Origin of the sequence: Enterobacter sp. K16B, assembly GCF_020216105.1 — a bacterium.
Lineage (GTDB): Bacteria > Pseudomonadota > Gammaproteobacteria > Enterobacterales > Enterobacteriaceae > Enterobacter > Enterobacter sichuanensis.
The window spans coordinates 32,403-55,344 of sequence record NZ_JAIWJZ010000011.1; the positions used below are offsets into that span (position 1 = coordinate 32,403).

Here is a 22,942-nt window from a genome sequence, read left to right on the forward strand (position 1 = left end):
TTTAAACATTGCGTGTCGGCATTAAAATCCGACACGCAATTATCACCGAGCTAAATCAACTGACAAACTGACGGAACAGGGCCTTGCCCTTTAACAGCCGCGTGCCGAGCCAGCCGCCGCAAAGGGAAAGCAGCACCGCACCGCAGAGAGGCAGGGTCAACCAGAGACGCCAGTCAGGCTCCCACGGGAAGTCAAAGGCCTTTGTCTGCAACACCGCCAGGGCCGTCTCAGCGCCAATGGCCGCCACCAGACCGGCCACCAGCCCCAGCAGGGCGAACTCGCTCCAGAGCGTCATCCGCAGCAGCCGCTTACCGGCCCCCAGCGTTCGGTAAACCACCAGTTCCTGATGACGCTGGCGCATGCCCACCTGCACCTGGGCCAGCAGCAACAGCACGCCGCAAATCGTCACCAGTACCACCATCACCTCCAGCGCGCGGCTCACCTGCTCCAGCACCTGCCCTACCTGCTTCAGAATCGCCCCAATATCCAGCAGGCTGACCGTCGGAAACTCCCGGTTTAGCTGGGTGAGCATGCCGTTGCCCTTTTCCCAGCGGAAGCTGGTGAGCCAGCTCTGCGGCTGTCCGTCCAGCGCTCCCGGCGGGAAGATGAAGAAGAAATTAGGCCGCAGGCTCTCCCAGTCCACTTTACGCAGGCTGGTCACCTTCGCGGTAAAATCCTGGGTATCGCCGGTAAAGGTGACGCTGTCTCCCGGCTTCACGTTCAGGCGCGTCGCCAGCCCCTCTTCCATCGACACCTCTCCCGCTTTTGGCGGCCAGGTGCCGGCCGTGATCGGGTTATGATCGGGCCGTTTTTCCTGCCACGTCAGGTTGAGCTCGCGGTTAAGCGACTCGTCCTTGTTCCCTTCCGTTGGCACGCCGTTGATCTGCGTGAGCCGCGCGCGAACGATGGGATAGAACGCCTCCGGGATGATATGGTGCTCAGACAGGAACGCCTTCAGCGGCGTGACCTGCTCAGGGGCGATATTGATCAGGAAATAGTTCGGGCTTTCCGGCGGGAGCTGCTGCTGCCAGCGGTCGAGCAGATCGCCACGCAGCACGAGCAGCAGGGCCAGCAGCATAAACGACAGCGAAAAGGCCGACAACTGGCTCAGCGTTGACCACGGCTGATGCAGCAGACGGTTCACCGCCAGGCGCACGGGCAGGGATTTTACCGTCAGCCTTTTCAGGACGTTGAGCAGTATCCAGCCCAGCACGCCGCAGAGCAATGCCAGAACCACCGCCCCGGCCAGCACGGCCCACAGCAGCGTGCTGCCCCCCATCAGCCAGGCCAGCAGCCCCACCGCCACCGCCATAATCACCGGCAGGTAGAACTTCAGCGGCCAGACGTTCGCCACCACATCGTTGCGGAGCACGCGCAGCGGCTGCGTCGCGAGCAGCAGGCGGTACGGTCGTAGCCCCACCAGCACCGAGATCACCGTCATCGCGCCCATCGCCCACAGCCACGGCCAGAAACTGGCCGGCGGCAATGCGGCCGGGAGTACCGGTTTCAGCATTACCATCAGCAGTTTTTCAAACAGCAGCCCCATTATCCCGCCGGTTAGCGCGGAGAGGGCAAGCAGCATCAGCCACTGGCCGACAATCAGTTTGCGAAGTTGCTTGCGCCCTGCGCCGAGCGTTTTGAGGATCGCCACCAGGTCATAGCGGCTGCGGCAGTAGTGCCCCATCGCAACAGCGACCGCCGCCACCGCCAGCAGCAGGGTCAACAGTGCCGACAGCAGCAGGAACTGCTGGGAACGCTCCAGCGATTTACCGAGCGCCCCCTCGTCCTGCTCCAGCCCGTACCAGCGGTGCTCCGGTTTGAGCTGCGGCAGAAGCCATTTTTCATAGTCATTAAGCTCGGCAGGCGTGCCGCCAAACTTGTAGCGCCAGGTGACGCGGCTGCCCGGCTGGACCGCATGGGTTGCCGCAACATCGGCGGTGTTCATCAGCAGGCGTGGCGCAAGCTGGAAAGGGTTAAAGCCGGAGTCCGGCTCCTGCACCACTTCCCCGGCGATTTTCAGTGTGGCATCGCCGACGTCGATGCTGTCACCGGTTTTCAGATTCAGCAGCGCCATCAGCCGGGGAGCCAGCAGTACCGTACCGGGCGCAGGCTTCAGCCCGGGCGGGCTGGTCTGCAGTTCGCCGTACATCGGGTAAATCTCATCGACGGCTTTAACGCTCGCCAGCTGCGGCGTGTCGCCCGCGAAGGTCATCGTCTGGAAGCTTATCTGTTCTCCCACCGTCAGTCCCCGCCTGCGCGCTTCGTCAATCCAGCCCGGCGGAACGGCGCGCGAACTTTGCAGCGCCCGGTCTCCCGCCATAAACTCCCGGCTCTGCTGGCTGAGCCCTTTTTCCATACGGTCGCTGACGCTGCCGAGCGCCAGCACGCAGGCCACCGCCAGGCTTAGCGCCAGCCAGACAATCAGTAGCGAGGGGGAACGCCACTCGCGCCAGAACCAGCGGGTAATCATGTCTCCTCCTGAAGCATACCGTTCACCAGCCGCAGGCGCCGGTCGCAGCGGGCGGCAAGCTGCGGATCGTGGGTGACGAGGATCAGCGTACTGCCGTGTTCGCGGTTAAGTGAAAACAGCAGGTCGGCAATCCGGTCGCCGGTTTTACGGTCAAGGTTGCCGGTGGGCTCATCGGCAAACAGCACTTCAGGGCGGCCGTTAAACGCCCGCGCCAGCGCCACGCGCTGCTGCTCGCCGCCGGAAAGCTGCGCGGGAAGATGGTCGAGACGTTTCCCCAGACCGAGCTGTTCCAGCAGCGCCTTCGCGTGAGCGCGGCTGTCACGGCTATTTTCCCCACGCAGAAGCGCCGGGAGTTCGACGTTTTCCAGCGCGTTGAGGGTCGGGATCAGCATGAAAGACTGAAAGACAAAACCCACGTGACGTGCGCGCAGCGCGGCGCGCGCCTCTTCATCAAGCTGATGCAGCGGCTGCCCGACAAGATGGACCTCACCGCTGCTGCCGTCGTCCAGACCGGCCAAAATCGCCAGCAGGGTGGACTTACCAGAGCCTGATTCGCCAATCAGCGCGATGGTTTCAGCACGTTTGACAACGAGTTCAACTCCAGTAAGGATGGAAAGCTCGTGTTCCCCCTGACCGACGGACTTCTTAAGATGATGAACTTCAACACTGTTTTCCGCTGGCATTTGCCCTTCCTGTTTTTGATTCTGATGACCTTCCGCGCGGCGGCAGCGGACACGTTACTGGTTCTCGGTGACAGCCTGAGCGCAGGCTATCGTATGGCGGCCAGCGCGGCCTGGCCCGCCCTGCTCAATGACAAATGGCAGAGCAAAACGACGGTTATCAACGCCAGCATCAGCGGTGATACCTCGCAGCAGGGGTTGTCGCGCCTGCCTGCGCTACTCAAACAGCATCAGCCGCGCTGGGTGCTGGTTGAGCTTGGCGGCAATGATGGCTTACGCGGTTTCCAGCCTCAGCAAACGGAACAGTCCCTGCGCACCATTTTGCAGGACATCCGGGCGGCAAACGCCCAGCCGCTGCTGATGCAAATTCGCCTGCCCGCCAACTACGGTCGTCGGTATAATGAGGCCTTTAGCGCGATCTACCCTAAGCTTGCCAAAGAGTTTGATATTCCGCTGCTGCCATTTTTCATGGAAGAGGTCTATCTCAAACCCCAGTGGATGCAGGACGACGGGATCCACCCCAATCGCGATGCGCAGCCGTTTATTGCCGACTGGATGGCAACGCGGCTGGCTCCTTTAGTTAACCATGACTCCTGATTAAGCGGAGATCCTGACAGGTAAAGTTATGCAAAAATCGGTCTTAATAACAGGATGTTCCAGTGGAATCGGCCTTGAAAGCGCGCTCGAATTAAAGCGCCAGGGATATTGGGTGCTGGCGGCCTGCCGCAAACCCGACGATGTCGAACGCATGAACGGGCTGGGCTTTACCGGCGTGTTGCTGGATATGGACTCGCCGGAGAGCGTTGATCGCGCCGCGGATGAGGTGATCGCCCTGACCGGCAATCGCCTCTACGGGCTGTTTAATAATGCGGGTTATGGCGTGTACGGTCCGCTGGATACCCTCTCCCGCGAAACGCTGGAGAAACAGTTTTCGACTAACTTCTTCGGCGTACATCAGCTCACCATGCGCCTGCTCCCCGCGATGCTGCCGCATGGTGAAGGGCGCATCGTGATGACGTCATCCGTGATGGGGCTGATTTCAACCCCAGGTCGCGGCGCCTATGCCGCCAGCAAATATGCGCTGGAAGCCTGGTCCGACGCCCTGCGCATGGAGCTACGCCACAGCGGCATTAAGGTCAGCCTGATTGAACCAGGCCCGATCCGCACCCGCTTTACCGAAAACGTTAACCAGACGCAGGCGGATAAACCGGTCGAGAACCCCGGCATTGCCGCACGTTTTACGCTCGGACCCGAAGCGGTGGTGGCCAAAGTGCGCCATGCTTTTGAGAGTGACAATCCCAAAATGCGCTATCCGGTGACGCTGGTCACCCATGCCGTAGGCTGGTTAAAACGTCTGCTGCCGGGCCGGATGATGGACAAAATTTTACACGGTTGAGTTGAAGCGACGACGCGCATCCCCATGTAAAGAGTAAACCGATAAAAGAGAAGGCCGCATGTCCGTACAGAATATCGTCAATATTACCGAAGCAAACCTGCAACAGACCCTTGAACAGTCGATGACCAAACCGGTGCTGTTCTACTTCTGGTCTGAACGCAGCCAACACTGCCTGCAGCTGACGCCGGTGCTGGAAAGCCTTGCCGCCCAGTACAATGGTCAGTTCATTCTCGCCAAACTGGACTGTGACGCACAGCCGATGGTGGCGTCTCAGTTTGGTTTGCGCGCGATCCCCACCGTCTATCTGTTCCAGAATGGTCAGCCTGTGGATGGCTTCCAGGGACCGCAGCCGGAAGAGGCCATTCGTGCCCTGCTGGATAAAGTGTTGCCGCGCGAAGAGGAGCTGAAAGCGCAGGAAGGCATGGCGCTGATGCAGGAAGGCAAATATGACGAGGCGCTGCCGCTGCTCAAAGAGGCGTGGCAGCTGTCGAAGCAGAACAGCCAGATTGGCCTGCTGCTGGCGGAAACGCAGATTGCCCTGCACCGTTCAGAAGACGCAGAAGCCGTCCTCAGAACCGTTCCTCTGCAGGATCAGGATACCCGCTATCAGGGGCTGGTGGCGCAAATTGAGCTGCTGAAGCAGGCCGCGGACACCCCGGAAATTCAGCAGCTGCAACAGCAGGTTGCCGATAACCCGGCCGATGCGGCGCTGGCAAGCCAGCTGGCACTGCAGCTGCATCAGGTGGGACGTAACGAAGAGGCGCTTGAGCTGCTGTTTGGTCATCTGCAAAAAGACCTTGCTGCCGCAGACGGCCAGGCGCGCAAGATGTTCCAGGAGATCCTGGCCGCGCTGGGCACCGGTGATGCGCTGGCGTCGAAATATCGCCGTCAGCTGTACGCCCTGCTCTACTGACAAAAAAGCCCGGTGGCGGCTTCGCCTTACCGGGCCTACAAAAGCCATATCACCCTGTCTTTTTCAACTGCGTCACCACCAGCTGGTGGCGCGCGTTGTAGAACTTCCGGTAGGTCAGGTAACAGGCAATGATGGTGGACAGGCTGGCCGTGGAGAGCAGCATAAACGTCACCATGATCTGATACTTAATCGCTTTTACCGGATCGATACCGGCGAAAATCAGCCCCGACATCATTCCCGGCAGGCTGACCAGCCCCACCGTTTTGGCGGAATCCACGGTCGGGATCAGCGATGAACGAATGCTCTCACGAATCAGCCGCGCCGAGGCCACTTTTGGCGTTGCCCCCAGGCTTAATTTCTCCTGCAACTGCTGCTGTTCGCTGCTGAAACGCTGGCCGAGGTTGTTGTAACACAGCCCAACGGCCACCATGGCGTTCCCCGCAATCATCCCGGAGATAGGGATAACCTGCATCGGCGTAAACTCAATCGAGCCGGAGAGCACCAGCACCGCCAGCGTGAGCGCCGTGCCGGTGGTAATCGCGATAAACGACGAGATAAACGCTTTATCAATGTATTTACTGCGTTTTTTCGCATTCCACGCCGCGTTAAAGCAGATAAAGAGCACCATCAGCAGCGTAAGCACCGCGTGGTTAACGTTGAAAATGTATTTCAGCACATAGCCGACGATGATGAGTTGAATCACCGCGCGGCAGATACTCCACACAATGTCTTTTTCCAGGCCCAGCTTTTCCCGGTAGCTGACCACAATCGCAATCAGCACCAGCACCATGGAAAACGCCAGAGATTCGTTCGTAATATTATGCTCACCCACGGTTTGCCTCCTGCATTTTCCCGCCGTGCGGCTGCAGCCTAATCACGTCATCCGCATGGCTAATTTCGTTAGCGTCGTGCGTGACCCACAGCACGGCAATATTCTGCTCGCGAACGTAACGATGAATAATCTCGTTGACGTTGCGTTTATTGGTGTCATCGAGCGCGCTGGTGATCTCGTCCAGCAACAACACCTTCGGTAAAAACTGCAGATTGCGGATCAGCGAGACGCGCTGCTTTTCTCCGCCCGACAGCGCATTGATGGATTGGGTCAGTGTCTCCTGCGCCAGGCCAAAGCGGGCCAGATCGTTAATAAAGCGTTCCGGCTCCGGCGTTTTATGGCGAATTTGCCACGGAAAAATCAGGTTGTCATAGACCGTATCGCCAAACAGCGCCGGGGTCTGTACGCAATAAGAGACCTGCTGGCGATAGTTTTCCGGAGAGAGCGACGCAACGTCCTGACCTTCAAAGAGAAGGGTCCCCTCTGTGGGGCTGAGCAGCGAGGCCACAATTTTCAGCAAGGTGCTTTTGCCACAGCCTGATGGCCCGGTGATTAATTTAAACTCGCCCGGCGACAGACTAAATTCAACGTGCTGAAGGATAGTGTTATCCCCGACACGAAATCCAATATCCCTGAGTTGTAACAGGTTTTTTTTATTGTTCATTCCGCTTCCGTTAACCGCGTCTTGTAAGAACCGTCTGTAGCATAATCTTTTTCCAGTCTATTTTCAGAGGCGAATTTCAACCGGATAGCCGATATACTTATGAGCAATAAACACACACGTTCTCTCATCACGGCATGCAAAACAGGAGGTTTTTATGCTTATTGTTGTTCCAGTCCTTATTTTTGTTGCGCTGGTTATTGTGGGCGCAGGCGTCAAAATTGTTCCTCAGGGTTATCAGTGGACCGTCGAGCGTTTCGGTCGTTATACCAACACGCTCCAGCCTGGACTAAGCCTGATTGTCCCGTTCATGGACCGGATTGGCCGTAAAATCAACATGATGGAACAGGTTCTGGATATTCCTTCCCAGGAAGTGATCTCGAAGGATAACGCCAACGTCACCATTGACGCCGTCTGCTTTATTCAGGTGATTGATGCGCCAAAAGCAGCGTATGAGGTGAGCAACCTGGAGCTGGCGATCGTCAACCTGACGATGACCAACATCCGTACCGTGCTCGGCTCGATGGAGCTGGATGAAATGCTCTCCCAGCGCGACAGCATCAATACCCGCCTGCTGCACATTGTTGATGAAGCGACGAACCCGTGGGGCATTAAAGTGACCCGCATCGAGATCCGCGATGTGCGCCCGCCAGAGGAACTGATCACCTCCATGAACGCGCAGATGAAGGCTGAGCGAACCAAACGTGCCTACATTCTGGAAGCGGAAGGGATACGTCAGGCTGAGATCCTGAAGGCGGAAGGGGAAAAACAGTCGCAGATCCTGAAAGCGGAAGGCGATCGTCAGTCCGCGTTCTTACAGGCGGAAGCGCGTGAACGTTCTGCCGAAGCGGAAGCCCGCGCAACGCAAATGGTGTCCGAGGCGATTGCCGCCGGTGATATCCAGGCGGTGAACTACTTCGTCGCGCAGAAATATACCGATGCGCTGAAAGAGATCGGCTCCGCCACTAACAGCAAAGTGGTGATGATGCCGCTGGATGCCAGCAGCCTGATGGGCTCTATCGCCGGGATTGCTGAACTGATCAAAGACAGCGGGAACGAGCGTAAAAAATGATTGAGCTTATCGTCGCACATCCTCACGCTTTCTGGCTAAGCCTTGGGGGGTTATTGCTGGCCGCGGAGATGCTGGGCGGCAATGGCTACCTGCTGTGGAGCGGTGTCGCCGCGGTCATTACCGGGCTGCTCGTCTGGCTTCTGCCGCTTGACTGGGCGTGGCAGGGGGCATTATTTGCCGTGCTGACGCTGGTGGCCGCGTGGCTGTGGTGGCGCTGGCTTAACCGACAGGTTAACGAGCAGAAACCGGTGGACGCGCATCTCAACCAGCGCGGACAGCAGATTGTCGGCCAGCGTTTTACGCTTGATACCGCGCTGGTGAACGGACGTGGACATATGCGCGTGGGCGACAGCTCGTGGCCGGTGGTCGCCGACGAAGACCTCAGCGCCGGCACGCGGGTTGAGGTCATTGCGGTGCAAGGCATTACCCTGCGGATTAAAGCCTGCTAAGCAGAGGTCTTACGATGGCAGCAGCCGGCAAGATTATCGATAATCGGGCAGTCGGCGCTGTCATCCCCCGGACAGGATTCCGCGAGCTGTAGCAGCTGTTCGCGCATCGCCTGTAGCTCGATGATATGGCGTTCAATCTCGGCCACTTTTTCCAGGGTGCGTTTTTTCACGTCTGCGCTGTGACGCTTCGGATCGTTAAACAGGTTAACCAGCTCACCGCACTCTTCCAGATTAAACCCGACCTGCCTCGCCTGGCGCAGTAACGTCAGTTCATCCAGATGCAGTTGCGTGTAGCTGCGATAGCCGTTTTCGCTGCGCAGCGGCGGCGTCACCAGCCCCTTCTCTTCATAAAAGCGAATCGCTTTGCTGGTTAAACCGGTTTTTTTCGCCACATCGCTGATATTCACATTTCCCCCTTGACCTTCCCCTTGATGGAAGGTTTAACCTTCATAACAGTCAGTAAAAAGCACGATATTGGTCAACAACTGACCAGATCATTATACGGGAGTTTTACTATGTCTCACACTATCGACCTGACGCTGGATGGCCTCTCCTGCGGTCACTGCGTCAAACGCGTAAAAGAAAGCCTTGAACAGCGCCCCGATGTTGAAAGCGCTGAAGTCACTATCGACCATGCCGCCGTTACCGGCAGCGCCAGCGCGGATGCGTTGATCGATACCATCAGGCAGGCCGGCTATGGGGCGGAGCTGAGCCACCCAAAGGCTAAACCGCTGGCAGAGTCATCATCCCCGTCGGAAGCACTGACAGCGGCCAATCCTGAGCTTCCGGCAGCGGATGATATTGATGACAGCCAACAGCTGCTGATCAACGGCATGAGCTGCGCCAGCTGCGTCTCCCGGGTACAAAACGCCCTGCAGGCGGTACCGGGCGTCGCCCAGGCACGGGTCAACCTCGCGGAGCGCACTGCGCTGGTGATGGGCAGCGCCTCCGCAGCAGATTTAGTACAGGCCGTTGAAAAAGCGGGCTACGGCGCGGAGGCCATCGAAGATGATGCCGAACGCCGCGAGCGCCAGCAGGAAACGGCGATTGCCACCATGAAGCGCTTCCGCTGGCAGGCGATTGTCGCCCTGCTGGTGGGTATTCCGGTGATGGTGTGGGGGATGCTCGGCGACAACATGATGGTCACCGACGACAACCGCACGCTGTGGCTGGTCATCGGTCTCATTACCCTGGGCGTGATGGTCTTCGCGGGCGGTCATTTCTATACCAGCGCCTGGAAGAGCCTGAAAAACCGCACCGCGACGATGGATACGCTGGTTGCGCTCGGCACGGGTGCCGCGTGGCTCTACTCCATGAGCGTGAACGTCTGGCCCCAGTGGTTCCCGATGGAAGCGCGGCATCTCTATTATGAAGCCAGCGCGATGATCATCGGTCTGATTAACTTAGGCCATATGCTGGAAGCCCGCGCCCGTCAGCGCTCCTCGAAAGCGCTGGAAAGGTTGCTCGATTTAACCCCGCCAACCGCGCGCGTGGTCACGGACGACGGGGAAAAGAGCGTCCCGCTGGCCGAGGTTCAGCCCGGCATGACGCTGCGTCTGACCACGGGCGATCGCGTTCCCGTTGACGGTAAAATCACGCAGGGCGAAGCCTGGCTGGATGAAGCGATGCTGACCGGCGAGCCCATCCCCCAGCAGAAATCAGACGGTGACGCCGTTCATGCCGGTACGGTGGTACAGGACGGCAGCGTGCTGTTCACCGCCAGCGCCGTCGGCAGCCACACCACGCTGTCGCGCATTATTCGCATGGTGCGCCAGGCGCAGAGCAGTAAGCCGGAGATTGGCCAGCTTGCCGACAGGATCTCTGCCATTTTTGTGCCGGTGGTGGTCGGTATTGCCCTGTTGAGCGCGGCTATCTGGTATTTCTTCGGCCCGGCGCCGCAGATTGTGTATACCCTGGTGATTGCCACCACGGTGCTGATCATCGCCTGTCCTTGCGCCCTTGGCCTGGCGACGCCGATGTCGATTATCTCCGGCGTAGGTCGCGCCGCTGAGTTTGGCGTGCTGGTGCGGGATGCGGACGCGCTGCAGCGGGCCAGCACCCTGGACACGCTGGTGTTTGATAAAACCGGCACGCTGACCGAAGGCAAACCGCAGGTAGTAGCCGTCACGACCGCAGGCATTGCCGAAGCGGACGCGCTGCGGCTCGCCGCGGCGCTGGAGCAAGGCTCCAGCCATCCGCTGGCGCGCGCCATCCTTGATAAAGCGAATGCATCTGCCCTGCCGCAGGTCAGCAACTTCCGTACCCTGCGCGGGCTGGGCGTCAGCGGTGAAGCCGAAGGCCACGCGCTGCTGCTGGGCAACCAGGCATTGCTTAATGACAACGGTATTGATACCTCCGCGCTGGAGAGTGAACTGAAAGCGCAGGCGTCTCAGGGCGCCACGCCGGTTCTGCTTGCGGTCGATGGCCAGGCCGCAGCGCTGCTGGCCGTGCGCGATCCGCTTCGTCAGGATAGCGTGGACGCCTTGCAGCGCCTGCATCGCGCGGGCTACCGTCTGGTCATGCTGACCGGAGATAACCCAACAACGGCAAACGCCATCGCCCGGGAGGCCGGTATTGACGAGGTGATTGCGGGCGTACTGCCGGATGGCAAAGCGGACGCCATTAAAAACCTGCAGCGTCAGGGCCGTCAGGTGGCGATGGTCGGCGACGGCATCAACGATGCCCCGGCGCTGGCCCAGGCGGACGTGGGGATTGCCATGGGGGGTGGGAGCGACGTGGCCATTGAAACCGCCGCCATTACGCTGATGCGCCATAGCCTGATGGGCGTTGCCGACGCGCTGGCCATTTCAAAAGCCACGTTGCGCAACATGAAGCAGAACCTGCTGGGGGCGTTTATCTATAACACCCTCGGTATCCCGATTGCGGCCGGCATTTTATGGCCGCTGACCGCCACGCTGCTAAATCCGGTGGTCGCAGGTGCGGCGATGGCGCTCTCCTCCATCACCGTGGTAAGCAACGCCAACCGGCTGCTGCGCTTTAAACCGAAGGATTGAACCTTGTACTCGTACGCGCTAGCATGACCCTTTCCATTCATGGAGCGCGTATGGGTCTGTTTAATCGTATAAAAACATCGTTTCGCGCCCTCTTTCCTCGCCGTTACGCCTGGCCGGGTCTGGATATCTCTCTCCCTGGCGGGCAACACCTGCACCTGGTAGGCAGCATTCATATGGGTACGCAGGATATGTCTCCCCTGCCGCCCGGCCTGATCAAGCAGCTGAAACATGCGGACGCGCTGGTTGTTGAGGCGGACATCTCCGGCCATGAGTCGCCATTCGCCGGCCTGGAGAGCGATCTCACGCTCGCGGAACGTCTGGATGAAACCCAGCTTGCGGAGCTGACGCGCGTGGCGGATGAAACGGGCGTCTCGCTTTCCATGATTGACACCCTGCCGCTGTGGCAAATTGCGATGGTGCTGCAGGCCACGCAGGCGCAGCGTCTGGGTCTGCGCGGTGATTATGGCATTGATTACCAGCTGCTGAATGTGGCCAGGGCGCGCAGTCTGCCCATCATCGAACTGGAAGGGACCGACAGCCAGATTGCGCTCCTGCGACAGCTGCCCGATGACGGCCGTATGCTGCTGGATGATACGCTGACCCACTGGCACACCAACGCGCGACTGCTGCAAACCATGATTGGCTGGTGGCTGGACGCGCCGCCTGCGGAGGGTAAGCTGGCCTTACCGTCGACCTTCAGCGAATCGTTATACGATGTGCTGATGAATGCGCGCAACCAGGCCTGGCGACAGACGCTGCATGCGCTACCTGCGGGGCATTATGTGGTGGCGGTCGGGGCGTTACATTTATACGGAGAAGGGAATTTGCCGTCGCTGCTGAAATAAAAAAATGGCCAATATTTCTATTGGCCCGTCAAAGAGGAATTTCATCGTTTTTATTATGCCGAAGGAGACCTTCGGTTGAGCCGATTGTCGCTCAAAGTGACCATCACTGCCAATACTATTGCGCAAGATGGTGCTATTTTTTAGAGAAACGTCAGGCGTATGCTGGTGGCATGATTTGTCTGTCGTAAGAAGGATAGCTATGACTCCCGCCGTTAAATTACTCGAAAAAAACAACATTTCTTTCCGGATCCACACTTACGATCACGATCCGAATGAAACCAACTTTGGTGATGAAGTGGTGCGCAAGCTGGGCCTGAACGCGGACCAGGTGTATAAAACGCTGCTGGTTGCGGTGAATGGCGACATGAAGCACCTCGCCGTCGCGGTTACGCCGGTGGCGGGACAGCTGGATCTGAAGAAAGTCGCCAAAGCCCTGGGGGCGAAGAAGGTGGATATGGCCGACCCGATGGTTGCGCAACGCACCACGGGCTACCTGGTGGGTGGGATCAGCCCGCTCGGGCAGAAAAAACGTTTGCCGACGCTGATTGATGCCCCTTCACAGGAATTTGACACTATCTTTATATCCGGAGGCAAACGCGGGCTGGATATTGAGCTGGCCGCGGGCGATCTGGCGAAAATGCTGGACGCGAAGTTTGCGGATATTGCGCGCCGGGATTGAGAAATTTGCCGGGTGGCGGCTTCGAGGTAAAAGCAAAACGGTAACAGGCGTTACCGTTTTTTGTGTTCGCGCCCTCTCCCGGTGGGAGAGGGTTGGGGTGAGGGCATCAGGCCGCACAACACTACTGCCAGCTCACCTCACCTTTCGGCTCATACGCATTCACGTCTATCGGTGAATTCTGCTCGATGAACTGCTTCAGCACTTCCGCATCAATAAAGCCGGTATTCACGTAGCCCGGTTTATTATCAATATGCGGATAACCGTCGCCGCCAGTGGCGTTAAAACTCAGAGTCGCCAGACGGTAGGTTTTGCCAGGATCGACCGGTTCACCTTTAATCTTAAGATCGTTAAGCTTGCCGTCTTTCGCCACAAAGCTGACGTTGGCAAACTGCGGATAGGCCCCGGAATCCGGTTTCATCTGCGCCACAGCGGTCAGATAGTCAATGACCTCTTTCCCGCTCATATCGGCATAGACCACCACGTTACCGAACGGCTGCACCTTCAGGACGTCTTTATAGGTGATGTTGCCGCCTTCGATAGAGTCACGAATGCCGCCGCCGCTCATCACGCCGAAGTCAGCGCCGGTACGTGCCATTTGCGCCGCCAGCACCAGGTGACCCATGTTGGTCTGCACGAAGCGAACTTTACTGCGGTCCCCTTCCAGACGCCCGTTCAGCGTGCCGATTTTCACATCCAGCTGCGCCTTACCTTTGTTCTGGAACGGCGTCAGCAGGGAGAGCATTTGCTGGTTTTCGGCGATCTCTGGCGTGTATAGTACGCGCTCACTTTTCCCGTCCGGGTAGGTGACCTTTTTCTTCAGGTTGACCGGAATGAGCTGATAATGCACCAGCTTCATCTCACCGTTACGGAACTCGAAGTCCGCCCGGCCCACGTATTTGCCCCACTCGTGCGCCTGCACAATCCAGATACCGTTCTGACGGTCTGGCGCGCACGGCGTACCCGGCACGTAATCCACCTGCTTTTTGTTCTCCGAGGCCATACACACCGGATCTTGTGAGTGACCACCCACAATCATCGCCAGCGAGCCCGCTGGCAGGCTGCGCGCCATCTCCACGTCACCCGGTGCGTTCGAGCCGTGCTCACCGTTGTCGTAGTGCCCCATGTGGGTGGTGGCGATAATCACGTCCGGCTTTTCGTTTTGCTGCAGCTCCTGAATCACCAGCTTCGCTTCGTCCGCCGGTTTGCGGAATTCGATATCGGTAAAGAACTCGGGGTTGCCAATTTTCGCCGTATCGTCGGTGGTTAAGCCAATGACCGCGATCTTCAGATCCTGACGCTTAAACAGCGCCCAGGGCTTGAACAGGCGTTCACCGGTACTTTTCTGGTAAATATTGGCGGAAAGGAAGGGGAATTTGGCCCATTTTTCCTGCTGACGCAGCACGCTCAGCGGGTTATCAAACTCGTGATTACCGACGGCCATCGCGTCGTAGCCAATGAGATTCATACCGCGGAAATCGGGCTCGGCATCCTGTAAATCAGATTCCGGTACGCCGGTATTGATATCGCCTCCTGACAGTAACAGCACGCTGCCGCCCTGGGCTGCCACCTCTTTACGAATGCCGTCCACCAGCGTTTTTTGCGCCGACAGACCATATTCGCCGTATTCACTGCGCCAGAAATGACCGTGGTGATCGTTGGTATGCAGAATGGTGATTTTATAGGTTTTGTCTTTTTCATACGCCTGCGCGGGCAGGCTTACCAGACCCCAGGCGGCAATCAGCGCCAGCGCGACGCCCCGCTTCATTAACTTCATCTTCTCTCTCCCTGACCAATAGACAAAGGCAGAAATTACAGTGACTAATAAGAATAGACAAATAAGTTTTCAGAATTGCGACTTTCTTCAAAGGTCCCGGGCGGGTATGTTAGTCGGATAATAATTACACCCTGCATCGCTAATAACTCAAGACGTGGTAATTCTCTCTATGGCAATCAGTGAATCAACCCAGCCCGTTCCGGGTGCGCCGGCGTCGCGCACCTCCTTTAAAGTATTAGGCGCAATCAGTCTCTCGCATCTGCTCAACGACATGATCCAGTCGTTAATTCTGACCATTTATCCGCTGCTGCAGTCCGAGTTCTCCCTCACCTTCGTGCAGATCGGGATGATCACCCTGACCTTCCAGCTGGCTTCTTCACTGCTGCAGCCGGTGGTGGGCTACTGGACGGACAAATACCCAATGCCGTGGTCGCTGCCGATCGGCATGTGCTTTACCTTAAGCGGACTGGTGCTGCTGGCCATGGCCGGAAGCTTTGAAGCCGTGCTGATTGCCGCCGCGCTGGTAGGTACCGGCTCGTCCGTTTTCCATCCAGAGTCCTCGCGCGTGGCGCGTATGGCTTCCGGGGGACGTCACGGTCTGGCGCAGTCTCTCTTCCAGGTGGGCGGCAACTTTGGTAGCTCCCTCGGCCCACTGCTGGCCGCGGTGATTATTGCCCCTTACGGTAAAGGCAACGTGGCCTGGTTCGTCCTGGCCGCACTGCTGGCGATTATTGTGCTGGCGCAGATCAGCCGCTGGTATGCTGCTCAGCATCGCGTGAATAAAGGAAAACCTAAAGCGAAGGTTATCAATCCCCTTCCTCGCAATAAGGTTATCCTGGCGGTGGCCGTCCTGCTGGTCCTGATTTTCTCGAAATACTTCTATATGGCGAGTATCAGCAGCTATTACACCTTTTATCTGATGCAAAAATTCGGATTATCGGTACAAAACGCGCAGATCCATCTGTTTGCCTTCCTGTTCGCCGTCGCCGCCGGCACGGTCATTGGCGGGCCTGTAGGGGATAAGATTGGGCGTAAATATGTTATTTGGGGCTCTATCCTCGGCGTAGCGCCCTTTACCCTCATTTTGCCGTACGCCAGCCTTGAATGGACGGGGATTTTAACCGTGATCATTGGTTTTATCCTCGCTTCCGCGTTTTCCGCCATTCTGGTCTATGCCCAGGAGCTGCTGCCAGGACGTATCGGTATGGTTTCCGGACTCTTTTTCGGTTTCGCCTTCGGTATGGGAGGCCTTGGCGCCGCGGTATTGGGGATGGTTGCGGATCACACCAGCATCTTCCTGGTTTATAAAATCTGCGCTTTCCTGCCACTTCTTGGGATGTTGACCATATTCCTGCCTGATAACCGGCACACCAGATAATGGTTATAGTGGCAGGACAATTTATCCGGCCACTATTTTCCTTGGACTACAATTCAGTTTATTAAAACTAATAAACATGGTTATTAATTTTATCTATCAGATATGGTGACATCCATTCCTAAAAAACATGTAAAATAATGCTTGTCCTTTCCCGTTATCACCTACGCTATTTATACCACCTCCTTTTCTGGAGAAATTATGGCTGACATCGCAGATGGTCGCATTGTTCCTGACATCGGTACCGACCAGGAAAAAATTTCACCTCAAGAAGAAATAAATAGTCATGAAAGAAAATTAAAAACACCGAAATGGCAAATGTATGTTTGGGCAAGTTGCGGCATTATTCTGAGTCTTGAATTACTTGGTTTAACAGTTCTGGCATATGTTAGAACAAAAGAGATCGCAACAATTGTATCCAGAACTGCTATTAATGACGGTGCATTTATACTGGCTGGATTAAGTATGTCAGCTTTTAGCCTGATTCGTATTCTTGCCATACTTATTGGCTCAGCAATTATCTTTGGTGGTTTATCAATTTCCTTCTTCACCAGCGAACGCGTGAACAACGTTCAGGTAACAGGCAATGACAAAATCCCCATGAGTGCGCAAATTGCAAGTCACTCCCCTGGAGTAATGGGTATACTGATCGGTGGCATTATTATTATTTGTGCTCTTTTCGCTCCGACCCATTTTAATTATCAGCAGCCAGTGACTTTTCAGTACTCAGGTAATAATGCTCCAGAAACTGTTATGCGAACTCCAGTTGCGATGAGCCCTGAAACGTTGAGAAAACAACTAAAGCATGAGGCACAAAAATGAATCAGACAGGATTAACCATTTCAACCATAATCTCATTTTTTATGATGCTACCTTTAAGCTATGCCGATAACATCATTACTGATACTAATAAAGAAACTATTTGCCCCGTCGCTGAGAAACTAACAGACATTGCCTATGAACACGCTTATATGTTTTCTGACGCTGGATCCCAAATAACCAACCCTATTAAGTTAAATTTAGCTATCCTTGCAAGTCAGGGGTTCTGGGACCTTTACCCTTCCGTTCTTCTCTGCGCCAATGCTAATATTTATGAGCAGCAGTTCGCAAAACTAGGAATTAATAAAGATAATGCTAAACTTGAAATAAATTCAATGCAAAATTTTGCAAATAGTATTCACTACACCCCCGATGTAGATCATAGTTTCCCCCCCGGGGGAGCAAGTGCATCAGCAAGCTTTCATCCTGTACCTTCTGAGGGAGAGCTCTTCGCATCAGGCAAAAATCTTCCCACCCATGGAGGAGTCTCGGTATCAGGCGAGACTTTACAGCCCAATGAAAAAATCACTATTTCAGTGCCTACAGATCTCTACTTAGAAAAAAATCAGCAATTACCCATTCCAACAGAACTTTATAAAGAAAGAAATCAGCAATTAATTTCCCCATAACAAATTACATATTTAACAACACAGCAGGTATTAATTATGATTAATATTATCCGCAAGGGTTCCTCAGGCGTTTTTGTCTCACAATGGCAGGCTTATCTCAGAGGTCAGGGTTTTATTGTCAGTACTGATGGCCTCTTTGGTGACAAAACAGAAGCCGCAACCCTGGCCTTCCAGAAAACTCATCAACTAGAACCCGATGGCATTGTAGGTAACCAGACGTTAGGTGCTGCAGGGTTAAGGGGATTTGAAATTGTCGATTATGTTCCACATGATACTCACTTTCCCGCTAAGCCCACTTTTTCCCCCATCACTAGTACAGCCCAAAGGCAAAACCTGTTTGGTCCGCTAGAGTTTGCCCCTACCCCCAGCGATGATAATCCGGAAAAAATTAAGATTACCAATGACTTTGAGAAGAAGAACATAGTCAGAGTTGCTATTCCCCAGCTTAAAGGGGTCGCTGGCGCACCAGTCCAGGGTAAAGTCCTGTTTCACCACCTCGTACAGCAGCAATTTGTCAATTTGTGGTCAGCATGGGACACTGCAGGTTTACTAGACAAGATCCTCAGCTTCGATGGTAGCTATGCGCCACGCTTTGTTCGCGGTAAAGCTGACCAGCAAATTTTATCTAACCATGCTTTTGGTACTGCCTTCGACATTAACGCGCAGTGGAATGCTTACGGTTCGCAACCTGCAACCTGGGGACAACAAGGATGTGTATATAATTTGGTCGGCATTGCGGCGGAGCATGGTTTCTATTGGGGGGGGTTCTTCTCACATCGTGACGGCATGCATTTTGAAGTCGCTAAAATCATTTCTTAGTCTTCAGTAAAGCAATATAACCCCCTTTTAAGGGCATTCTTCTTTAAGGGGGTCAATAAACACACTTAAAACTACGCTAAACGTCAGGATTTCCAGACTAAAATAAAATATGGATTCTCCTCCCCCCTTACAGCACAAGCACTCGCGCTACCTCTTAAACAAAATTTGGCAAAATCTGCTTTTTTCCACGCATATTGCTGTTTTACTCAATTTTCAACAATTATTCATAAACATAACCGTGAAAATTGTCATAAACTATTACTCGGTTTTTTGGTTTTTCACCAAAAAGGAACACCCACAACGAAAGGAGACGGAATGCACCACGCCACACCGCTTATCACCACCATTGTTGGTGGACTTGTGCTCGCTTTTATCCTCGGCATGATTGCCAATAAACTGCGTATTTCTCCTCTTGTCGGCTATCTGCTAGCGGGCGTCCTGGCCGGGCCGTTTACGCCAGGGTTCGTGGCGGATACCAAACTGGCCCCTGAGCTGGCGGAATTGGGCGTGATTCTGCTGATGTTTGGCGTCGGTCTGCATTTTTCCCTGAAGGATTTGATGGCGGTAAAGTCGATTGCCATACCGGGAGCGATCGCCCAGATAGGGGTGGCGACGCTGCTGGGGATGGCACTGTCGGCTGTGCTGGGCTGGTCGTTGATGACCGGCATCGTATTTGGGCTGTGTCTCTCGACCGCCAGTACCGTGGTGCTGCTGCGTGCGCTTGAAGAGAGACAGCTGATAGACAGCCAGCGTGGGCAAATCGCGATAGGCTGGCTGATTGTTGAAGACCTGGTGATGGTCCTGACGCTGGTGCTGCTGCCTGCCGTGGCTGGCATGATGGAAAAAGACAATATCGGCTTCGCGTCACTGGCGCTGGATATGAGTATTACCATCGGGAAAGTGGTGGCGTTTATCGCCATCATGATGCTGGTGGGCCGCCGTCTGGTACCGTGGATCATGTCCCGCAGCGCGGCAACCGGCTCACGCGAGCTGTTTACCCTCTCCGTGCTGGCGCTGGCGCTGGGCATTGCTTTTGGTGCCGTTGAGCTGTTTGACGTCTCCTTTGCCCTGGGCGCCTTCTTCGCCGGGATGGTGCTGAACGAATCCGAGCTGAGCCATCGCGCGGCGCACGATACCCTGCCGCTGCGCGACGCCTTCGCCGTGCTGTTCTTCGTCTCCGTCGGGATGTTGTTTGACCCGCTTATTCTGATCCAGCAGCCGCTGGCCGTGCTGGGCACGCTGGCGATCATCATCTTTGGTAAGTCCCTCGCCGCCTTCTTCCTGGTGCGGATGTTTGGCCACTCGCCGCGTACGGCACTGACCATCGCCGCCAGCCTGGCGCAGATTGGCGAGTTCGCCTTTATTCTCGCCGGTCTGGGCATGGCCCTGAATCTGCTGCCACAGGCCGGGCAAAACCTGGTGCTGGCGGGTGCCATTCTGTCGATTATGCTGAACCCGGTGCTGTTTGCCCTGCTGGAAAAATACCTCGATAAAACCGAAACCCTGGAAGAGCAGACCCTCGAAGAGGCCATCGAAGAAGAGAAGCAGATCCCGGTGGATATTTGCAACCACGCCCTGCTGGTTGGCTTTGGCCGCGTGGGAAGCCTGCTTGGCGAGAAGCTGATGGCGCAGGGTATTCCGCTGGTGGTGATTGAAACGTCACGCACCCGCGTCGACGAGCTTCGCGAGCGCGGCATTCGGGCGGTGCTGGGCAATGCGGCGAACGAAGAGATCATGAACCTGGCGCATCTGGACTGCGCCCGCTGGTTGCTGCTGACCATACCCAACGGCTATGAAGCGGGCGAGATTGTGGCTTCTGCGCGCGAGAAGTGCCCCAATATCGAGATTATCGCCCGGGCGCATTATGACGACGAGGTGGAATATATCACCGAGCGCGGCGCGAATAAGGTGGTGATGGGCGAACGCGAGATTGCAAATACGATGCTGACGCTGCTGGAGAAACCGCCGGTTGAAGAAGGGGTGACGGGTTAAGTGTTGTGCGGCCTGATGCCCTCACCCCAGCCCTCTCCCCATAGGGGAGAGGGTGTTAGAGTTCCCTCTCCCCTATGGGGAGAGGGTTAGGGTGAGGGGTTTCTTTTACCTGTCCCAGTACGCCTCTTCGAGGCTGTCTTCCCGTTCCGGCAGGCCACGCGTTAAGCGCGGCGAATGCTGGTTCAGCACCTGATAACTGACGCGATTCGCGTATTTACACACCTGCGCCAGCGACGAGTAGGTCAGCCAGTTGAATTTATGCTTGCTGGAATTGGGTACGTTGGTTTTGTGGTAAGCATTGGCGGTAATGTCGTGCAGCAGTGCCGCCAGCGCGCCGTCGCCCGCGCCGTTGGTGTTCATGATCTTCTCCGGTCCGCCCATATAGGGCGCGATGTGAGAGTAGATCCGCAGTGGGTTAATGCAATCTTTGTAACGCATGCCGCGGCTGAACTCATACTGGTTAAACTCGGCAATCGCCCCCGGCAGCAGCGGATGCTGGGTTTTGCGTTTACTCTCTTCTTCCGTGAAGCCCGCCATATACAACCCGACAGGACCGGCGGTGCAGAGCACCAGGTCCACCCAGTCCAGCGCTTTATCAGATGCCAGCAGCGGATCGCTTTCACCGGTCAGCGCTTCGGCCTCTTCTTCGTTCATCGCCAGAATCGAAACGTGCTCTTTCAGGAACGCCTGCCACCACTCCGGGTTATCGGCAATCACGAATTTGGTGCCCAGTGTTAACACCACCGGCACATCGTACTTTTTGGCGTACTCAATGGCTTTCATGGTGGCTTCCGGCATCGGCTCTCCCGGCTTGCAGCGCACCAGATAGGAGGTCAGTACCAGCGCCGGCGCGCCCGCGATCACCTCTTCAGGAATGCTTTCCGCGCGCAGCTTATTCATGTGGCCCGGGCTGATGGCAAAGGTACGTTCACCGGATTCGCCGATCAGCGTAAAGCAGCGGCCAATCGGCCCGTCAACGCCCTGGAGATAGTTCAGATCGGTACGGCTGGAGGTGTTGCACAGATAACGGTAGGCGTAGCCACCGATTTCGATATTGCTGCACATGACGCCGAGCAGGACAGAGCGGTCGTCAGCCAGCACGGAGTAGTTGTGCATGGTATTACCGATGGTGCCACCGGCGAACTGATGGGTAATCAGGTTTTCGCGCACCAGCTCCTGGTACAGCGCTTCGGCCACGTCATCTTCAATCACCAGCGAGTGACCGGCGCTCAGACCGTAACGGGCGACAAACTCATCATCCACTTTCGCTTCAATGTCCACCAGCGTCTGGTCGATACCGACGACCCAGGCCGCGCTGGTTTCATTTTCAGGCTGGATTTGCTGCAGGAGCGGATCGCGGGCATCGACGGGAAAGTAGTGTTTGGATTTGCGTTTACCGGGAAATTTCATGGTCTGAACTGTACGAAGAATATGGGCCGGGAATGGTAGCACAAACCCGGCCCGGAGTGCGATCAGCGGCTGTTCGTCACCAGCGAGACCATCATGTCGATATGTTCTGGCGAATCGTTAAGCGCCGGAATGTACTCGTACTTTTCACCGCCAGCTTCAAGGAAAAATTCCCGGTTTTGCACCGCGATCTCCTCCAGCGTTTCCAGGCAGTCAGCCGAGAAGCCCGGCGACATCACCTGAACATGCTTCACGCCCTTCTCACCGAGCATTTTGAGGGTTTCATCGGTGTACGGCGTCAGCCACGGCTCGCGGCCGAAGCGCGACTGGAAGGTCATCATCACCTTCTCCGGCGGCAAGCCAAGGGCGGAGACCAGTTCGCGGGTGGTATCGCGACAGCGCTGCGGGTAATCATCCCCTTCGTTGGCGAAACGCTGCGGGATGCCGTGATAGGAGAGCAGCAGCAGATCTGGCTCGCCGTGTTTTTCAAACGACGCGCGCGCGCTGTTGGCAAGCGCCTTGATGTACAGCTCGTTATCCGCATAGTCGCGAATAAAGGTCACGCCCGGAATGCGGCGGCGGGTCGCCAGAATGCGGGCCAGCTCGTCCCAGACGGCGGCCACCGTCGAGCAGGAGTACTGCGGGTAGAGTGCCAGCACCACGATATGGTCCACGCCCTGCGCCAGCAGCGAGTCCACCGCGCTTTCCAGGGACGGTTTGCCATAGCTCATGCCGAGCGCGACGGGCATCTCCGGCAGGCGGGCTGCCAGCGCTTTTTCCTGGCGACGGCTGTAAACCATCAGCGGCGAGCCCTCTTCCATCCACACGGACTGATAGAGTTTGGCGACGCGCGGAGAACGGATCGGCAGAATGACGCCACGCAGCAGCGGCCACCACAGCAGTCGCGGAAAATCCACGACGCGCGTGTCGCTTAAAAATTGTCGCAGGTAGCGTTTTACCGCGTCTGATGTAGGTGCTTCTGGAGTACCCAGATTGGCAAGCAGGATGCCGGTTTTCGCCTGACTCATTCACGCCTCTTAACCATTTGAATGGTTGTCAATTGTAGCGGAAATGCGTTTAAACGAAACCCATTGCTGTAATAGGTAAGATGAGAAT

Annotated in this window: 21 protein-coding genes; 13 read left to right on the plus strand and 8 right to left on the minus strand. The window is 56.2% G+C overall.

Going from position 1 to position 22,942, the window contains the following annotated elements:
• Nucleotides 1-55 precede the first annotated feature (55 nt).
• Together ybbP and ybbA are read right to left on the minus strand one after the other, a co-directional pair.
• A complete protein-coding gene (gene ybbP / locus LDK53_RS02680; RefSeq protein ID WP_225284041.1) occupies nt 56-2,470 on the minus strand; it encodes a putative ABC transporter permease subunit YbbP in 2,415 nt (804 codons plus the stop codon).
• Nucleotides 2,467-3,153 carry a putative ABC transporter ATP-binding protein YbbA gene (ybbA, locus tag LDK53_RS02685; protein WP_225284043.1) on the minus strand — a complete coding sequence of 229 codons (687 nt, stop codon included), beginning with the start codon at nt 3,151-3,153 and terminating at the stop codon, nt 2,467-2,469. Before ybbA ends, ybbP begins: the two co-directional genes overlap by 4 nt.
• Here ybbA and tesA point away from each other — a divergent pair.
• From tesA to LDK53_RS02700, 3 genes are read left to right on the plus strand one after another with little or no spacing between them, the layout of a single operon-like run.
• The gene (tesA, locus tag LDK53_RS02690; RefSeq protein ID WP_225284052.1) at nt 3,121-3,747 is read left to right on the plus strand and encodes a multifunctional acyl-CoA thioesterase I/protease I/lysophospholipase L1; all 627 of its coding nucleotides are present in this window, start codon (nt 3,121-3,123) and stop codon (nt 3,745-3,747) included. The two genes, ybbA and tesA, sit on opposite strands and share 33 nt — an antisense overlap.
• Nucleotides 3,748-3,775: 28 nt before the next feature.
• The gene (locus tag LDK53_RS02695; RefSeq protein ID WP_025756132.1) at nt 3,776-4,546 is read left to right on the plus strand and encodes an SDR family oxidoreductase; all 771 of its coding nucleotides are present in this window, start codon (nt 3,776-3,778) and stop codon (nt 4,544-4,546) included.
• 58 nt (nt 4,547-4,604) lie between these two features.
• Complete coding sequence (locus LDK53_RS02700) at nt 4,605-5,459, plus strand: co-chaperone YbbN (RefSeq protein WP_047957912.1); 855 nt, start codon at nt 4,605-4,607, stop codon at nt 5,457-5,459.
• A gap of 49 nt (nt 5,460-5,508) precedes the next feature.
• Here LDK53_RS02700 and fetB read toward each other — a convergent pair whose 3' ends face one another.
• Nucleotides 5,509-6,291: an iron efflux ABC transporter permease subunit FetB gene (fetB, locus tag LDK53_RS02705; RefSeq protein ID WP_024906866.1), complete on the minus strand. Its 783-nt coding sequence runs from the start codon at nt 6,289-6,291 to the stop codon at nt 5,509-5,511.
• Nucleotides 6,284-6,955, minus strand: a complete 672-nt coding sequence (fetA, locus tag LDK53_RS02710) for an iron efflux ABC transporter ATP-binding subunit FetA (protein WP_225284054.1) — start codon at nt 6,953-6,955, stop codon at nt 6,284-6,286. Before fetA ends, fetB begins: the two co-directional genes overlap by 8 nt.
• 154 nt (nt 6,956-7,109) lie before the next feature.
• Here fetA and LDK53_RS02715 point away from each other — a divergent pair, with 154 nt between their 5' ends.
• Nucleotides 7,110-8,024 carry an SPFH domain-containing protein gene (locus LDK53_RS02715; protein ID WP_225284056.1) on the plus strand — a complete coding sequence of 305 codons (915 nt, stop codon included), beginning with the start codon at nt 7,110-7,112 and terminating at the stop codon, nt 8,022-8,024.
• Nucleotides 8,021-8,473, plus strand: coding sequence for an NfeD family protein (locus tag LDK53_RS02720; protein WP_025756135.1), 453 nt, complete (start codon nt 8,021-8,023; stop codon nt 8,471-8,473). The genes LDK53_RS02715 and LDK53_RS02720 overlap by 4 nt, the downstream gene beginning before the upstream one ends.
• On the opposite strand, the gene cueR is transcribed toward LDK53_RS02720, so the two are convergent.
• Nucleotides 8,470-8,880 (minus strand): Cu(I)-responsive transcriptional regulator, encoded by a 411-nt coding sequence (gene cueR / locus LDK53_RS02725; protein ID WP_025756136.1) that lies wholly within the window; start codon nt 8,878-8,880, stop codon nt 8,470-8,472. The genes LDK53_RS02720 and cueR overlap by 4 nt on opposite strands.
• Before the next feature lie 108 nt (nt 8,881-8,988).
• Here cueR and copA point away from each other — a divergent pair, with 108 nt between their 5' ends.
• From copA to ybaK, 3 genes are all read left to right on the plus strand, one after another.
• The gene (copA, locus tag LDK53_RS02730) at nt 8,989-11,487 is read left to right on the plus strand and encodes a copper-exporting P-type ATPase CopA (RefSeq protein WP_225284058.1); all 2,499 of its coding nucleotides are present in this window, start codon (nt 8,989-8,991) and stop codon (nt 11,485-11,487) included.
• A gap of 50 nt (nt 11,488-11,537) precedes the next feature.
• Complete coding sequence (locus LDK53_RS02735) at nt 11,538-12,332, plus strand: TraB/GumN family protein (RefSeq protein ID WP_225284069.1); 795 nt, start codon at nt 11,538-11,540, stop codon at nt 12,330-12,332.
• Nucleotides 12,333-12,531: 199 nt separating this feature from the next.
• A complete protein-coding gene (ybaK, locus tag LDK53_RS02740; RefSeq protein WP_023343509.1) occupies nt 12,532-13,011 on the plus strand; it encodes a Cys-tRNA(Pro)/Cys-tRNA(Cys) deacylase YbaK in 480 nt (159 codons plus the stop codon).
• A 121-nt stretch (nt 13,012-13,132) separates the two neighbouring features.
• On the opposite strand, the gene ushA is transcribed toward ybaK, so the two are convergent.
• Nucleotides 13,133-14,785 (minus strand): bifunctional UDP-sugar hydrolase/5'-nucleotidase UshA, encoded by a 1,653-nt coding sequence (gene ushA / locus LDK53_RS02745; RefSeq protein ID WP_045286620.1) that lies wholly within the window; start codon nt 14,783-14,785, stop codon nt 13,133-13,135.
• 169 nt (nt 14,786-14,954) lie between these two features.
• Here ushA and LDK53_RS02750 point away from each other — a divergent pair, with 169 nt between their 5' ends.
• From LDK53_RS02750 to ybaL, 5 genes are all read left to right on the plus strand, one after another.
• A complete protein-coding gene (locus LDK53_RS02750) occupies nt 14,955-16,163 on the plus strand; it encodes an MFS transporter (RefSeq protein ID WP_225284071.1) in 1,209 nt (402 codons plus the stop codon).
• Nucleotides 16,164-16,361: 198 nt separating this feature from the next.
• Nucleotides 16,362-16,982: a hypothetical protein gene (locus tag LDK53_RS02755; protein ID WP_225284073.1), complete on the plus strand. Its 621-nt coding sequence runs from the start codon at nt 16,362-16,364 to the stop codon at nt 16,980-16,982.
• Complete coding sequence (locus LDK53_RS02760; RefSeq protein ID WP_225284074.1) at nt 16,979-17,608, plus strand: hypothetical protein; 630 nt, start codon at nt 16,979-16,981, stop codon at nt 17,606-17,608. Before LDK53_RS02755 ends, LDK53_RS02760 begins: the two co-directional genes overlap by 4 nt.
• A 36-nt stretch (nt 17,609-17,644) precedes the next feature.
• Nucleotides 17,645-18,427, plus strand: coding sequence for a M15 family metallopeptidase (locus LDK53_RS02765; protein WP_225284085.1), 783 nt, complete (start codon nt 17,645-17,647; stop codon nt 18,425-18,427).
• Nucleotides 18,428-18,742: 315 nt separating this feature from the next.
• On the plus strand, nt 18,743-20,419 hold the full coding sequence (gene ybaL, locus LDK53_RS02770) for a YbaL family putative K(+) efflux transporter (protein ID WP_094918574.1): 1,677 nt from the start codon (nt 18,743-18,745) through the stop codon (nt 20,417-20,419).
• 105 nt (nt 20,420-20,524) lie between these two features.
• Here the strand turns inward: ybaL and LDK53_RS02775 are convergent, their stop codons facing one another.
• Nucleotides 20,525-21,829 (minus strand): inosine/guanosine kinase, encoded by a 1,305-nt coding sequence (locus LDK53_RS02775; protein WP_225284087.1) that lies wholly within the window; start codon nt 21,827-21,829, stop codon nt 20,525-20,527.
• Nucleotides 21,830-21,891: 62 nt separating this feature from the next.
• Nucleotides 21,892-22,854, minus strand: a complete 963-nt coding sequence (hemH, locus tag LDK53_RS02780; RefSeq protein WP_025756144.1) for a ferrochelatase — start codon at nt 22,852-22,854, stop codon at nt 21,892-21,894.
• Nucleotides 22,855-22,942: the final 88 nt, after the last annotated feature.

Bases quoted from the DNA above. Each gene is read 5' to 3' on its own strand.
- LDK53_RS02720 (WP_025756135.1), top strand. From the start codon at position 8,021: ATGATTGAGCTTATCGTCGCACATCCTCACGCTTTCTGGCTAAGCCTT.
- ybbP (WP_225284041.1), bottom strand. From the start codon at position 2,470: ATGATTACCCGCTGGTTCTGGCGCGAGTGGCGTTCCCCCTCGCTACTG.
- ybbA (WP_225284043.1), bottom strand. From the start codon at position 3,153: ATGCCAGCGGAAAACAGTGTTGAAGTTCATCATCTTAAGAAGTCCGTC.
- ushA (WP_045286620.1), bottom strand. From the start codon at position 14,785: ATGAAGTTAATGAAGCGGGGCGTCGCGCTGGCGCTGATTGCCGCCTGG.
- LDK53_RS02695 (WP_025756132.1), top strand. From the start codon at position 3,776: ATGCAAAAATCGGTCTTAATAACAGGATGTTCCAGTGGAATCGGCCTT.
- LDK53_RS02765 (WP_225284085.1), top strand. From the start codon at position 17,645: ATGATTAATATTATCCGCAAGGGTTCCTCAGGCGTTTTTGTCTCACAA.
- LDK53_RS02715 (WP_225284056.1), top strand. From the start codon at position 7,110: ATGCTTATTGTTGTTCCAGTCCTTATTTTTGTTGCGCTGGTTATTGTG.
- LDK53_RS02735 (WP_225284069.1), top strand. From the start codon at position 11,538: ATGGGTCTGTTTAATCGTATAAAAACATCGTTTCGCGCCCTCTTTCCT.
- ybaK (WP_023343509.1), top strand. From the start codon at position 12,532: ATGACTCCCGCCGTTAAATTACTCGAAAAAAACAACATTTCTTTCCGG.
- LDK53_RS02750 (WP_225284071.1), top strand. From the start codon at position 14,955: ATGGCAATCAGTGAATCAACCCAGCCCGTTCCGGGTGCGCCGGCGTCG.
- hemH (WP_025756144.1), bottom strand. From the start codon at position 22,854: ATGAGTCAGGCGAAAACCGGCATCCTGCTTGCCAATCTGGGTACTCCA.
- fetA (WP_225284054.1), bottom strand. From the start codon at position 6,955: ATGAACAATAAAAAAAACCTGTTACAACTCAGGGATATTGGATTTCGT.
- tesA (WP_225284052.1), top strand. From the start codon at position 3,121: ATGATGAACTTCAACACTGTTTTCCGCTGGCATTTGCCCTTCCTGTTT.
- LDK53_RS02700 (WP_047957912.1), top strand. From the start codon at position 4,605: ATGTCCGTACAGAATATCGTCAATATTACCGAAGCAAACCTGCAACAG.
- ybaL (WP_094918574.1), top strand. From the start codon at position 18,743: ATGCACCACGCCACACCGCTTATCACCACCATTGTTGGTGGACTTGTG.
- LDK53_RS02755 (WP_225284073.1), top strand. From the start codon at position 16,362: ATGGCTGACATCGCAGATGGTCGCATTGTTCCTGACATCGGTACCGAC.
- LDK53_RS02760 (WP_225284074.1), top strand. From the start codon at position 16,979: ATGAATCAGACAGGATTAACCATTTCAACCATAATCTCATTTTTTATG.
- LDK53_RS02775 (WP_225284087.1), bottom strand. From the start codon at position 21,829: ATGAAATTTCCCGGTAAACGCAAATCCAAACACTACTTTCCCGTCGAT.
- copA (WP_225284058.1), top strand. From the start codon at position 8,989: ATGTCTCACACTATCGACCTGACGCTGGATGGCCTCTCCTGCGGTCAC.